We start from the raw sequence: 13,023 nt of genomic DNA, 5'->3' as shown, positions 1-13,023 counted from the left end.
ATGCAGGGAATTCATGGAGGGAGCGAGAAACGAACTGTGAGTATAGCCATTATCGGAGCCATGGAAGAAGAAATAGCAGGTTTGAAAGCGCAGATCGAAGGGATAAGCATGACCCGGATCGCGAATGGAATTTTTTATACAGGTCGTCTTCAGGGCAAGGAAGTTGTTCTGCTGCAATCGGGAATTGGTAAAGCGAACGCAGCCTTGACTACGGCGCTGCTGATTGAGCGCTTTAACCCGGAGCTTGTCATTAATACCGGGTCTGCTGGCGGGCTTGATCCAGCGCTTCGTGTTGGGGATGTCGTAGTGGCGACCGAGCTGACTTACAGCGATGTGGATGGAACGGCGTTCGGCTATACCTACGGGCAGGTGCCACAGATGCCGGCAAGTTATCCGGTGGAGCAAGCGCTGCTTGATTTTGCGACAGAAACTCTGGCAGAAACCAAGATTGAGGGGCAGATCGTTACCGGGTTGATTACGACAGCAGACTCCTTTATCTATCAAGCGGAGCGGGTCCATTTTATTCGCAGCCAGTTTCCGGAAGCCAAGGTGACGGATATGGAAGGGACCGCGGTCGTCCAGACAGCGTATCAGTTTGGTGTCCCATTTTTGGCTGTTCGTTCTCTGTCTGATCTTGCCGGCGCAGAAGCAGCAGGTACTTTTGACTCCAATCTTGACTTGGCTGCGACCAACTCGGCAGCCGTGGTTGTAGCTCTTGTAGCTGCATACGATAATTTTAGTGAATCTAGCGGACGTTAGCAAAAAAAGCCACTCCTTCGAAAATGGATTTTTCCATCTGAAAGAGTGGCTCTCTTGATTAAAAGCCATGTATAGTACATGTAGCTTTAGTATTATTTTAGAGGAACCTGCTTGGACAACTTTTCAAACTGCTGCAACTGAGGTGTGACCTTGGCGGTAGTGAACAATTTTGATCAAGTGGTGTGCCGCCTGGCGTGCCACTTTTAATTTTTTTATTCTGAGTAATTCCTCCACTTCCGCCGTCTTGTCGAGGGTGCCGGATAGCCCCCTTAATGAATGGCATGATGAGCCAACAGCGTTGTTTCTCCGGCTAGGCTATTCCCACATATGAAAAAGGGAACTCCCTGATTGGTTCAATTGAATAGAATACTTAGAATTAGAGAGGGTGAAAAATTGAATCTTGGGGGAATGGATGATGCATCGATTAACCGAAGCAATAAGGATGATAAATATTGTGAAAAAAGGATCAAGGGTTTGAAGGGGATCAGTAGATACATACCTAATCAGCATGGAGCATGGGCCATGCTCATTCTTCCATTTTTATTCGGTTTAGCGGCTTCTCAAGGGGAATTCATTCATATACCTCTATTCATGTGCTGGTTTTTTATCTATTTATTCAGTTTTCCTGTCCTCCAATGGATCAAAACAGGTAACCGTGAAAGATACCGAAAACCAGTTGTTGTATACGGAGCGATACTCCTTCCCTTTTTAGCTTCACTGATATGGGTTAAGCCTGCGTTGATCTGGTATGGAGTTCTGCTGCTGTTCTTTTTTATGGCTAATATGTACTATGCAAAAATGAAAAATGAACGTGCCTTGCTCAATGACATTGCCGCAATTATACTTTTTTGTTCTTTTATTTACCCTGTTGTTCATATTGGAGAAGCAGGGGATTGGGGAATATCCACGGAGCTATTTTTGCTTTTGGTGTCTTACTTTACGGGAACTGCTCTTTATGTTAAAACGATCATCCGTGAAAGAAAAAATACACGCTACTATTATGCTTCTGTCATCTATCATCTGATCATTATGCTGTTTGCTGCCTGGATAAAGGTATTTTTGGTCGCTCCTTTTTTAATTTTATTATTACGAGCTATATGGCTTCCTAAATTCGAATTAAAGGCAAAACAAGTTGGCATGGCTGAAATTGGATTTTCATTGATGCTCTATGTATCTGTGTTGTTTTTATATTTCTAAAAAGGAGAGACATCAATGATATCTTTGGAAACACCACGAGATTATCGCGAGAACCCGTTTATCGTCATTTGGGAGGTAACGCGAGCTTGTGCTTTAAAATGCCTTCACTGTAGAGCGGAAGCCCAGTATAAGCCTGATCCTCGTCAACTGACATTAGAGGAGGGCAAGCAACTGATGGATCAAATCGCTGAAATGAATCATCCGCTGGTGGTTTTCACAGGTGGAGATCCGTTATCGCGTCCTGATTTATTTGAGTTGGCTCAATATGCAATTGAAGAGAAAAAGCTGTCGGTTTCCATAACTCCCAGTGCCACCCCTAAAGTGACACGAGCAGCGGTCGAAAAAGCAAAGCAAGTTGGCTTATCACGGTGGGCTTTTAGCCTGGACGGTTCATGTGCAGATATTCACGATCATTTTCGGGGGACTGTGGGTTCTTACGATACAACCATGCGGGGAATTGGTTATTTGAAGGAAATGAACATTCCTATTCAAGTGAATACGACGGTGTCCCGGTACAACCTTCACGATCTGGAGCAAATTGCAGAAAAGGTAAAGGAAATGCAGGCGGTGTTATGGAGCTTGTTTTTCCTTGTTCCAACCGGACGTGGTATGGAGAAAGATATGATTACTCCTGATGAGCATGAAGCTGTAATGAAGTGGTTGTATCAAATACAACAACAGATGCCTTACGGTGTAAAGGCTACAGAAGCACCTCACTATCGAAGGGTTGTACTGCAGGAAAAGAACAGAGCAGGTAAGAACAGTGCAACGTTCGAGCAAAAAAGGGCAGATGTTTTGGGACGTGCCCCTAAAGGCGTAAATGATGGAGATGGATTTGTTTTTATCAGTCATATCGGCGAGGTGTACCCGAGCGGTTTCCTGCCCCTTGCATGTGGAAATGTACGAATGGATAGTCTGGCACGTATTTATCGGCACTCTCCGATCATGAACAGGCTTAGAGATAAGTCTCTGCTTAAAGGAAAATGTGGAATCTGCGAATTTAATACCGTCTGTGGAGGCTCCAGAGCAAGGGCTTTTGCAATAACAGGAGATTATTTGGAGAGTGACCCTTATTGTGCCTATATGCCTGGGGCTAAGGAAGGAAAAGAGCTTTTATGAAAAAAAGTCCTAAAAAAGTCGTTGTTCTCGGTGGAGGAATAAGTGGTTTAAGTGCTGCCTTTTACGTGAAAAAGCTGGCTGAGGAGAAGCAAGTGGAGGTAGAGATTACACTGGTTGAGAAAAGCGACCGGCTGGGAGGAAAGCTGCAAACCGTTCGCCAAAACGATTTTATGATCGAAAAAGGACCGGATGCTTTTCTGGCCAGAAAAACGGCCATGTTGGAGCTGACCATGGAATTGGGACTGGAAGCAGAGCTGGTATCCACAAACCCGAAGGCCAAATCTGCCTGCATTTTGCATAAGGGCAAGCTTCACACGATGCCGATGGGCTTCATTCTGGGCATTCCAACGAAGCTTACCCCTTTCATTCGGACGGGACTTATCTCTCCGCTGGGAAAAGCACGGGCAGCCCTGGATTTAATCATCCCGGCGAAGAAAGGCGATATGGACGAGTCTCTGGGAAATTTTATCAAGCGGCGCCTTGGCAAAGAAGTTCTGGATCAGATTACAGAACCTCTGCTGTCTGGAATTTACGCTGGCGATACACATTCTCTTAGCCTGATGTCAACCTTCCCTCAATTTAAGCAGATGGAGCAGAAGCATGGGAGTCTGATTAAAGGTATGACTAAAGGAGCGGGGAGAAAGTCGGCTGTACAAGAAAAACTGCCGGATATCGCCAAGAAAAGCATGTTTCTTTCCTATCGACAAGGCTTATCTACAATCGTGGAGCGGCTAAAGGAGAGGCTGCATACCGTACATTTTGTGATGGGACAGGGTGTGGCTGAAGTAAGAAAAGAGGACGGTTATCAGGTAATCCTGGATCATGGACAAGTCATAGATGCAGATGCAGTGATCTGCGCTGTTCCAGCCTTTGTGGCGGCTAAATTATTTTCCGGTGTTGCAAGTGTCAGCTTGCTCAATAAGATCAGTTACGTTTCGGTAGCCAATATTGCCCTTGCTTATAAAAATACAGAGCTTCATCTTGCCTTTGAGGGAACCGGATTTTTGGTGCCGCGCAAGGAAGGTAAAAAGATCACAGCATGTACGTGGTCCTCGACAAAGTGGAGCCATACTGCTCCAGAAGGATATACGCTGTTACGAGCATATATCGGACATGCAGGCGCACAGGAATGGATACAGATGACGGATGCTGAGCTTGTGGATGCCGCGCGCAAAGACTTGAAGGATTTAATGGGCTTGGAAGCGGAACCGGAATTCGCCGAAGTTAGTCGGTGTAATCAATCGATGCCGCAATATCCGATTGGACACAAGGAGTATCTGGCAAAGGTTAGATATGATTTATCTCAGTATTCTCCAAATGTATTTTTATGTGGTGCTGGTTATGGAGGCGTTGGAATTCCAGATTGTATCGCTCAAGGGAAAGAAGCGGCTGAACAGCTGATTTCAGCTTTTTAATGACAAGGCATTTCCTGCTTTAGAAGAGAGAGCTCCAGGATGAATTCAAGTTGTAAGGGGAAGTAGAACATGATCCAGTTAACGCTGAATCCGTATGTATCCAAGCTGCAAGACGAGCATCAGGCTGTGATAGAGATACTAAAGGAATTACGCTTGATCACAAACGGCTTTGAGCCGGTACAGCAGATATTTTTAATCATATTCTTCTTGAGAATTGCACATTAATCGAACGTACGAGACAGGCGCAGCTCAAAATATAATCCATCATATGAAGAAAGACTAAACTTAAGGAGTCAAACAAAATGAAAAAAATTATTAAACATAGCCAGACGCTCTTTTTTGTTTTTTCCATTGTGTTATTACTTTCAGGGTGCGGTGCGGAGCAACAATCAGCTTCAAATGTTAGCAGCACGGTCCAGAACGAGTCTTCCAGCCAGGATTCTTCGAAAAAGGCTGAAACTGTTGAACTGACCATTTCCGCAGCTGCGAGCTTAACAGATGCGCTCAAAGAAATCCAGAATTTGTACGAGCCAACTCATAAAGATGTCAAATTGAATTTCAACTTTGGTGGCTCTGGTGCGCTGGAAAAGCAGATTGAGCAAGGAGCACCATCAGACCTGTTTTTGTCCGCTTCGAAGAAAAACATGAAGTCTCTCGTAGATCAGCAGCTAATAGAGAGCGATAAACAAAAAACATGGCTGACGAACGAATTGGTAACGGTTATTCCTGCAGACGGGACGATGAACATTGCGAGTGTAACGGATTTAACCAAGGAAGGGGTAAAAAAAGTGGCGATTGGCATTCCTGAAAGTGTCCCTGCAGGCAAATACGCACAGGAAGCGCTGACGAACACGAAGCTATGGGACGTATTGCAGAGCAGGCTGGTTCAGGCAAAAGATGTTAGACAAGTGCTGCAATATGTGGAGACTGGAAACGCTGATGTCGGATTTGTATATAAAACAGATGCATTGACTTCGCAAAAGGCGAAAATCGCCTTTGAGATGGACCCTAAAACCTATTCATCTGTTGAGTACCCCATCGGAATTGTCAAAGCTTCAAAGCACACTCAAGAGGCCGAGGATTTCTATGCATACCTTCAATCACAAGAATCTCTGAATATTATGGCTAAGTATGGATTTACCATACCGAAGTGAGCATGCAAGCTATAGATTGGAATGAATATTGGCCTCCTATCCTGTTATCGTTGCAGGTGGCACTGTTATCCAGCATTCTGGTAATCATAATAGGCCTGTTTGCGGCATGGTCAATGTCTCGTTTGGGGCTATTTAGAGGGAAAACGGCCGTTGAAACCTTGCTTATGCTGCCTTTGGTACTCCCACCGACCGTTGTTGGCTTTTTACTGCTCATATTGCTTGGACGAAAAAGTGGATTGGGACGTATTGTAGAACAATGGTTTGGCGAACCAATTGTATTCTCGTGGTGGGCTGGGGTTGTGGCAGCGGTGGTAGTGGCTTTTCCTCTTGTCTATCGGACGCTGAGAATGGGATTGTCTTCTGTTGACCGGGACTTGGAAAACGCGGGACGTTCGATGGGTGCAAGTGAATGGCAGGTTTTCCGATATATCACCTTCCCTTTAATTTTCCCTTCTTTTAAAGCGGCCTTTATACTCGGTTTTGCCCGCGGTCTGGGCGAATTTGGTGCTACGCTGATGATTGCCGGAAATATTCCGGGCAAAACCCAGACCATTCCGACGGCCATTTATGTTGCGGTGGATTCTGGTCATCTTCCTATGGCCTGGGCCTGGACATGCTCCATCATACTCATTTCTTTTATCATGCTCCTGTTAACGGGCCAAAAGAACAATTAATCACTTCATATAAGCTTCCCTTTGGCAGAGGGAAGCTTTTTTGTATCTTTCCATAGAACGAGGGATTTCCTGTAGCGCTATAGGACATTCCCTAATGGGAACAGGAATCAATGAATTACATAATGAGAATAAGCGAATGAATCTTGCCCTAGCAACTGCGTTGGGATTTTTCATTCTGAAAAGGAGCGTTGATCATCAATGAAGAAAAAATACAGCCTCAACTTTTTTAAACCGATCGAGAGTTATTCCGGAAATTGGTCAATCCTTGAGGAAAAAAATAGAGAATGGGAAAACGTGTACCGTCAGCGTTGGTCTCACGACAAAGTGGTTCGGACGACGCACGGTGTTAACTGCACCGGCTCCTGTAGTTGGAAGGTTTTTGTGAAAAACGGCATCATTACCTGGGAAAATCAGCAGATCGATTATCCTTCCTGCGGCGTTGACATGCCGGAATTTGAGCCGCGTGGATGCCCGCGTGGCGCTACATTTTCCTGGTATGAATACAGTCCATTACGCGTGAAATACCCCTATATGCGCGGTAAGTTATTGCGGCTTTGGTTAGCCGCCATTAAGGAGCATACGAATCCAGTAGACGCATGGGCAAGCATCGTAGAAGACCCTGAGAAAGCCAAGCTCTACAAATCGGCTCGCGGAAAAGGCGGGCATGTCCGTGTCGGCTGGGACGATGTCCTGCGTCTGATCTCGGCGCAGCTCATCTATACCATCCGCAAGTACGGTCCCGACCGGATCGCGGGCTTTACGCCAATCCCGGCGATGTCAATGATAAGCTACGCTTCGGGAGCCCGGTTCATTTCGCTACTCGGTGGGCAGATGTTGAGTTTTTACGACTGGTATGCAGACCTTCCGCCTGCATCTCCTCAAATTTGGGGTGAGCAGACGGACGTGCCGGAATCTTCTGACTGGTACAATGCGGGTTACCTGATCATGTGGGGATCGAACGTACCGCTTACCCGGACGCCGGACGCGCATTTTATGACGGAAGTACGTTATAAGGGGACAAAGGTCGTATCGGTGGCTCCCGATTTGGCGGAGAATGTGAAGTTCGCTGACAATTGGCTCGCACCGAATCCGGGTACAGATGCTGCCGTGGCCCAGGCTATGACGCATGTCATTCTGGATGAGTTCTACAAAGAACGCCAAGAACCCATGTTCATTAACTATGCCAAACAATATACAGATATGCCGTTCATGATTCTGCTTGATCCACACGAAGGAGTCTGGAAAGGTGGGCGTTTTCTACGGGCGAGTGACCTTGGGGATGTTTCTCAGCATGCGGACTGGAAACCGGTCATATATGACGAAGTGGCAGGGGAGATGCTGGTCCCGAACGGTACGATGGGACAGCGCTGGGAACAGGATAAGAAATGGAACCTGATCCTGGAGCGAGAAGACGGAACGAAGGTTGAGCCTGCCCTTACTGTGGAAGGTCGTGGCGAGCAATGGGAAGAAGTCGTATTCCCTTACTTTGATAACGCCGGTAATGGAACGTTCAAACGTGTAATTCCGACCAAAAAAGTGCGCCTGGCAGATGGTTCGGAGCGTTACGTTGCAACCGTGTACGATCTGATGATGAGCCAGTACGGTGTCGCGCGCAGTGACAGCCCTCATAACGCCAAAGATTATTACGATGCAGCTTCGCATTATACCCCTGCCTGGCAGGAGAAGATCACAGGAGTGAAGGCATCTGTTGTGGTGCAGATTGCTCGGGAATTTGCTCAAAATGCTATCGATACCAAAGGGCGCTCCATGATTATTATGGGTGCGGGGATCAATCATTGGTTCAATAGTGACACGATCTATCGGTCCATCTTGAACCTGGTCATGTTGACAGCTTCCCAAGGCGTAAACGGTGGAGGCTGGGCGCATTATGTTGGTCAAGAAAAGCTCCGTCCCATCGAAGGCTGGTCATCGATTGCCTTTGCAAAAGACTGGCAAGGGGCGGCTCGACAGCAAAATGCTACATCGTTTTTCTACTTTGCAACAGAGCAGTGGCGTTACGAAGAAAGTGGAACAGACACCTTGAAGTCACCGATTGGCGGGGATGTCAGTTACAGACATCCAGCAGACTACAACGTGCTCGCAGCGCGTCTGGGTTGGCTGCCTTCTTATCCACAGTTTAATAAAAACAGTCTGCTATTCGCCGAAGAGGCTGCGCAATTAGGCAAGAAGTCCAACGAGGACATCATTAATCATTCTGTGGAAGAGATTAAATCACGTAAGACACGCTTCGCTGTAGAAGATCCTGGGGCAGCCGAGAACTTCCCGCGTTCACTCTTTGTTTGGCGGTCAAATCTGATTTCAAGTTCGGCGAAGGGACAAGAGTATTTCATGAAACATTTACTCGGAGCATCTGATGCCCTGCTTGCCCGGCCGAACGAAGAACAGAAACCTGAGGAAATCGTCTGGAGAGAAGATGTAGAAGGAAAGCTTGATCTGATGGTTGCACTTGATTTTCGGATGACAACAACTCCATTGTACGCGGACATCGTGCTTCCGGCGGCAACCTGGTACGAAAAAACAGACTTGTCGTCAACAGACATGCATCCTTTCGTGCACCCGTTTAATCCGGCTGTTAATCCACTGTGGGAATCTCGCGCGGACTGGGATATTTACCGCCAGCTTTCCGAAGTCTTTTCGGATATGGCAAAAGAGTACCTACCAGGAATATATAAAGACCTTGTGACCGCGCCGCTCTCACACGATAGTATAGGCGAAATTTCACAGCCGATGGGTCTTGTAAAGGATTGGACGAAGGGCGAGATTGAAGCGACTCCGGGTAAAACCATGCCGAATTTCAGCATCATCGAACGCGATTATACTAAGATTCACGATAAATTTATCTCACTCGGTCCGAATTTGGCTACTGGGAAAACAGGTGCGCATGGCGTCAGCTTCTCCGTAGCGGATGAATATGAGGAATTGAAAAGGCTGAACGGAGTTTATTACGATGATTCCATTAAAGATGGTTTGCCTAAAATACAGACAGCTCGTCAAGTGGCCAATACTATTCTTCACCTTTCATCCGCGACCAATGGACAGGTCTCACAAAAGGCTTATGAGCAGGCAGAAAAGCTTCACGGTGTTGAACTCAAAGACATCTCGGCCGACCGGGCAGCGGAAAAGATCACTTTCCAAAGTATCACGGTACAGCCGCGTGAGGTTATACCGACACCGGTATTTACTGGATCGAACAAGAAAGGACGTCGCTATTCACCATTTACAACGAATATTGAACGTCTCGTTCCGTTCCGTACTTTGACAGGAAGACAGCACTTCTATATAGATCATGAAATTTTCCAGCAGTTTGGGGAGTCATTGCCAATCTATAAACCTACTCTGCCGCCGATGGTGTTCGGCACGCGTGATCGGGAAATAAAAGGCGGACAAGATTCACTTGTCCTACGTTATCTGACTCCGCACGGTAAATGGAATATTCACTCCACCTACCAGGATAACCAGCATATGCTTACGCTGTTCCGCGGAGGTCCTACGGTATGGATCAATAACGAAGACGCAGCGGCCCACGATCTTGCCGACAATGACTGGGTAGAGGTGTACAACCGTAACGGTGTTGTAACCGCCCGGGCCGTTGTCAGCCACCGGATGCCAAGAGGAACGATGTTTATGTACCATGCTCAGGATAAACACATTCAAGTGCCGGGCTCCGAAATCACGGATACGCGCGGGGGCAGCCATAATGCGCCAACAAGAATTCATCTCAAACCAACCCAGATGGTTGGCGGATACGCTCAGCTTAGCTACGGGTTCAACTATTACGGTCCGATCGGCAACCAGCGTGATGTGTACGTAGCGGTACGTAAAATGAAGGAGGTAAACTGGCTTGAAAATTAAAGCTCAAATTGCCATGGTCATGAACCTGGATAAATGTATTGGCTGTCATACGTGCAGCGTGACATGTAAAACAACTTGGACAAACCGCAAAGGCGCGGAATATATGTGGTTCAACAACGTGGAAACCAAACCCGGCATCGGTTATCCGAAGCGTTGGGAAGACCAGGAGCAATATAAGGGCGGCTGGCAGCTTCGCAAAGGGAAGCTCGAACTGAAGTCAGGGAGCAAGCTATCCAAGATAGCGCTTGGCAAAATTTTTTACAATCCCGACATGCCGGAAATGAAAGATTATTATGAGCCCTGGACCTACAATTATGAGCATTTGACCAATGCCAAAGAGCAGAAGCATTCTCCGGTAGCACGCGCGCATTCTGCGGTAACGGGGAAAAAAATGAATCTGGATTGGGGCCCAAACTGGGAGGACGATTTGGCGGGTACCCATGTGACGGGTCCACTTGATCCGAATATTCAGAAAATTGAAGAAGAGATCAAATTCAATTTCGAGAAGTCATTCATGCTGTATCTCCCTCGGCTCTGCGAACACTGTCTGAATCCGAGTTGTGTCGCATCCTGTCCTTCAGGCGCCATGTACAAACGGGATGAGGATGGAATCGTGCTTGTGGATCAGGAAGCATGCCGCGGCTGGCGGTATTGCATGACAGGCTGTCCATACAAAAAAGTGTACTTCAACTGGCAGACGAACAAAGCGGAGAAATGTACCTTCTGTTTCCCGCGTGTGGAAGCCGGGTTGCCAACAGTCTGTTCCGAGACATGTACAGGACGAATTCGTTACCTCGGCGTTCTGCTGTATGACGCGGATCGAGTTCACGAGGCTGCTTCTACGCAGGATGAGAAAGAACTGTATAAAGCACAGTGCGACCTGTTCCTGGACCCAAGTGATCCGGCGGTGATTGCTCAGGCGAGAAAAGACGGCATCTCGGAAGACTGGATTGAGGCAGCGCAGAACTCGCCGGTCTACAAGCTTGCCATTGAGTACAAGCTGGCATTCCCGCTTCATCCGGAATATCGCACGCTGCCTATGGTCTGGTATGTACCGCCACTTAGCCCAATCATGAATTACTTTGAAGGGAAAGACTCGATCGAGAATCCGGATATGGTCTTTCCAGCTATCGAAGAAATGCGTACCCCCATTCAGTACCTTGCCAATATGCTGACGGCGGGTGATACGCAGACGGTGAAGGAATCCTTGCAGCGGATGGCTATGATGCGCTCCTATATGCGTGCCCAGTCCACAGGACAATCTTTTGATGAAAGCCGTCTTGAACGTACCGGCATGACACCACTGCAGGCCGAGCAGATGTATCGACTGCTGGCAATTGCCAAATATGAGGACCGTTTCGTCATTCCGACGTCGCATAAAGAGGGGTATGCCAATCCATACCGGGCTCAAGGATCTGCCGGTTATGGCGACACTCTGGGAAATATGGGCTCTGGCTCTGGCTGTAGCGGTTGTAGCCTGGCAAGCTCAATGGGGATGGAAGAGCCTTCAAAAACAGGCAAGGAAATGGTTGAAGAAAACTTCTACGGGGGTATTTGGCGTGATTAATGTAGCGAAGCTGTATGAATGCAAGCCTTCATTCGGGTTTTTCGCCCAACAACTCATGTACCCGGAAAAGCTGGATTTTCATCCGGCTTTTCTGGAAGCATCATTTGATCCGGACCATCCTGCGTATACGCACGCTAATATGTATTGGTCTCTTATGCAAGAGTTCAGCATCGAAGAGATTCAGGAGATGTATACGGAAACCTTCGATTTTCAAAAAAATTGCGCATTATATATGACTTACTTCAAGTTTGAAGATGCAAAAGAAAGAGGACAAATGCTAGTCAAGTTAAAGGTTCTGTATGAGATGTACGGCCTTGAAATGTCGGATGGGGAGCTTCCGGATTACTTACCGCTCATGTGTGAATTTCTGTATGCCGCCGAATGGGTGCAAGATCCGAAGACGACAGAAAACCTCCGCATGCCCGTTGCGATTTTGGAAGACGGCACCTATCATTTGCTTATAGCGCTGGAAAAAATGAAAAGCCCGTATTTTCATCTGGTCAAGGGACTGCGCGAAACGCTTAAAGCTTGCGTAGAACAGGAGGCAGCCGCGCAATGATGATGCTAGAGCAGTTTTTATGGGTCATTTTCCCGTATATGTGTGTGGTCATCTTTATTGTAGGCCATATTTTCCGCTACAGAACTGACCAGTTCAATTGGACAGCGAAATCGAGCGAATTTATTGAAAAGAAACAATTGATGATCGGAAGCCTTTTATTCCACCTGGGAATTATCCCGGTTATTTTCGGTCACGTGTCCGGTTTGGGTATTCCAAAAACCTGGATGCATGCACTGGGTGTAAACGATCATCTGTATCACATTGGAGCAGTTTATATTGGTGGAATATTTGGAGCCATAACGTTTCTCGGTATGTTGATCCTCACATCTCGCCGTTTTACAATACGCAATGTGCGCCGTTTAAGTACAGCGTCTGATTTGATTGTAAACGTATTGCTTTTGGCCATTGTATGCATGGGGCTGTTTGCGACTCTTGTAACGAATGCGGTACAGCCGGAATTCGATTATCGGGAGACCATCTCGATCTGGTTCCGCGGTTTGTTCATATTCCGTGTCGACCCAACACTCATGAGAGACGTACCGATATCTTTCAAGCTTCATGTACTTATGGGCTTTGCCATTTTTGCATTTTGGCCCTTTACCCGGCTTGTGCATGTGTGGAGTGTTCCGTTGAATTATGTGCGCAGAAGTTATATCCTTTACAGAAGACATAAATCGAATTAGGAAAGCGGGCTCTGCCTTCTTTC

10 protein-coding genes and 1 pseudogene are annotated in these 13,023 nt (G+C 47.0%); all 11 read left to right on the top strand.

Features of this window, described 5'->3' with window-relative positions; all coding sequences use genetic code 11:
* The first annotated feature begins 36 nt into the window (after window positions 1-36).
* The 11 genes and pseudogenes from ABH897_RS23310 to narI all read left to right on the top strand — a co-directional run bounded on the left by ABH897_RS23310 (window position 37) and on the right by narI (window position 13,000).
* Window positions 37-759 carry a 5'-methylthioadenosine/adenosylhomocysteine nucleosidase gene (locus ABH897_RS23310; protein WP_283652737.1) on the top strand — a complete coding sequence of 241 codons (723 nt, stop codon included), beginning with the start codon at window positions 37-39 and terminating at the stop codon, window positions 757-759.
* A gap of 408 nt (window positions 760-1,167) precedes the next feature.
* Window positions 1,168-1,956 (top strand): YwiC-like family protein, encoded by a 789-nt coding sequence (locus ABH897_RS23305; RefSeq protein ID WP_404521243.1) that lies wholly within the window; start codon window positions 1,168-1,170, stop codon window positions 1,954-1,956.
* A 15-nt stretch (window positions 1,957-1,971) separates the two neighbouring features.
* Entirely contained in the window at window positions 1,972-3,075 is a 1,104-nt protein-coding gene (locus tag ABH897_RS23300; RefSeq protein WP_283652736.1) for a TIGR04053 family radical SAM/SPASM domain-containing protein, read from the top strand.
* Entirely contained in the window at window positions 3,072-4,490 is a 1,419-nt protein-coding gene (hemY, locus tag ABH897_RS23295) for a protoporphyrinogen oxidase (protein ID WP_283652735.1), read from the top strand. The genes ABH897_RS23300 and hemY overlap by 4 nt, the downstream gene beginning before the upstream one ends.
* 84 nt (window positions 4,491-4,574) lie before the next feature.
* A pseudogene (locus ABH897_RS23290) lies at window positions 4,575-4,750 on the top strand (iron-sulfur cluster repair di-iron protein ScdA); the annotation flags it as partial.
* A 42-nt stretch (window positions 4,751-4,792) separates the two neighbouring features.
* Entirely contained in the window at window positions 4,793-5,644 is an 852-nt protein-coding gene (gene modA / locus ABH897_RS23285) for a molybdate ABC transporter substrate-binding protein (RefSeq protein WP_283652733.1), read from the top strand.
* Between the two features lie 2 nt (window positions 5,645-5,646).
* Window positions 5,647-6,318: a molybdate ABC transporter permease subunit gene (gene modB / locus ABH897_RS23280; protein WP_404529706.1), complete on the top strand. Its 672-nt coding sequence runs from the start codon at window positions 5,647-5,649 to the stop codon at window positions 6,316-6,318.
* 198 nt (window positions 6,319-6,516) lie between these two features.
* Window positions 6,517-10,191 carry a nitrate reductase subunit alpha gene (locus ABH897_RS23275; protein ID WP_404521153.1) on the top strand — a complete coding sequence of 1,225 codons (3,675 nt, stop codon included), beginning with the start codon at window positions 6,517-6,519 and terminating at the stop codon, window positions 10,189-10,191.
* Window positions 10,181-11,758 (top strand): nitrate reductase subunit beta, encoded by a 1,578-nt coding sequence (narH, locus tag ABH897_RS23270; RefSeq protein WP_283657205.1) that lies wholly within the window; start codon window positions 10,181-10,183, stop codon window positions 11,756-11,758. The genes ABH897_RS23275 and narH overlap by 11 nt, the downstream gene beginning before the upstream one ends.
* Window positions 11,751-12,317 (top strand): nitrate reductase molybdenum cofactor assembly chaperone, encoded by a 567-nt coding sequence (narJ, locus tag ABH897_RS23265; RefSeq protein WP_404521157.1) that lies wholly within the window; start codon window positions 11,751-11,753, stop codon window positions 12,315-12,317. The genes narH and narJ overlap by 8 nt, the downstream gene beginning before the upstream one ends.
* Complete coding sequence (gene narI, locus ABH897_RS23260; protein WP_404580653.1) at window positions 12,317-13,000, top strand: respiratory nitrate reductase subunit gamma; 684 nt, start codon at window positions 12,317-12,319, stop codon at window positions 12,998-13,000. The genes narJ and narI overlap by 1 nt, the downstream gene beginning before the upstream one ends.
* Window positions 13,001-13,023 lie beyond the last annotated feature (23 nt).

Origin of the sequence: Paenibacillus sp. RC73, from assembly GCF_044908085.1 — a bacterium.
Classification (GTDB): domain Bacteria; phylum Bacillota; class Bacilli; order Paenibacillales; family Paenibacillaceae; genus Paenibacillus; species Paenibacillus terrae_A.
This window is presented reverse-complemented; position numbering and strand designations above follow the sequence as displayed.

Bases quoted from the DNA above. Each gene is read 5' to 3' on its own strand.
- ABH897_RS23275 (WP_404521153.1), top strand. From the start codon at position 6,517: ATGAAGAAAAAATACAGCCTCAACTTTTTTAAACCGATCGAGAGTTAT.
- hemY (WP_283652735.1), top strand. From the start codon at position 3,072: ATGAAAAAAAGTCCTAAAAAAGTCGTTGTTCTCGGTGGAGGAATAAGT.
- ABH897_RS23305 (WP_404521243.1), top strand. From the start codon at position 1,168: ATGGATGATGCATCGATTAACCGAAGCAATAAGGATGATAAATATTGT.
- narI (WP_404580653.1), top strand. From the start codon at position 12,317: ATGATGCTAGAGCAGTTTTTATGGGTCATTTTCCCGTATATGTGTGTG.
- modA (WP_283652733.1), top strand. From the start codon at position 4,793: ATGAAAAAAATTATTAAACATAGCCAGACGCTCTTTTTTGTTTTTTCC.
- ABH897_RS23300 (WP_283652736.1), top strand. From the start codon at position 1,972: ATGATATCTTTGGAAACACCACGAGATTATCGCGAGAACCCGTTTATC.
- modB (WP_404529706.1), top strand. From the start codon at position 5,647: ATGCAAGCTATAGATTGGAATGAATATTGGCCTCCTATCCTGTTATCG.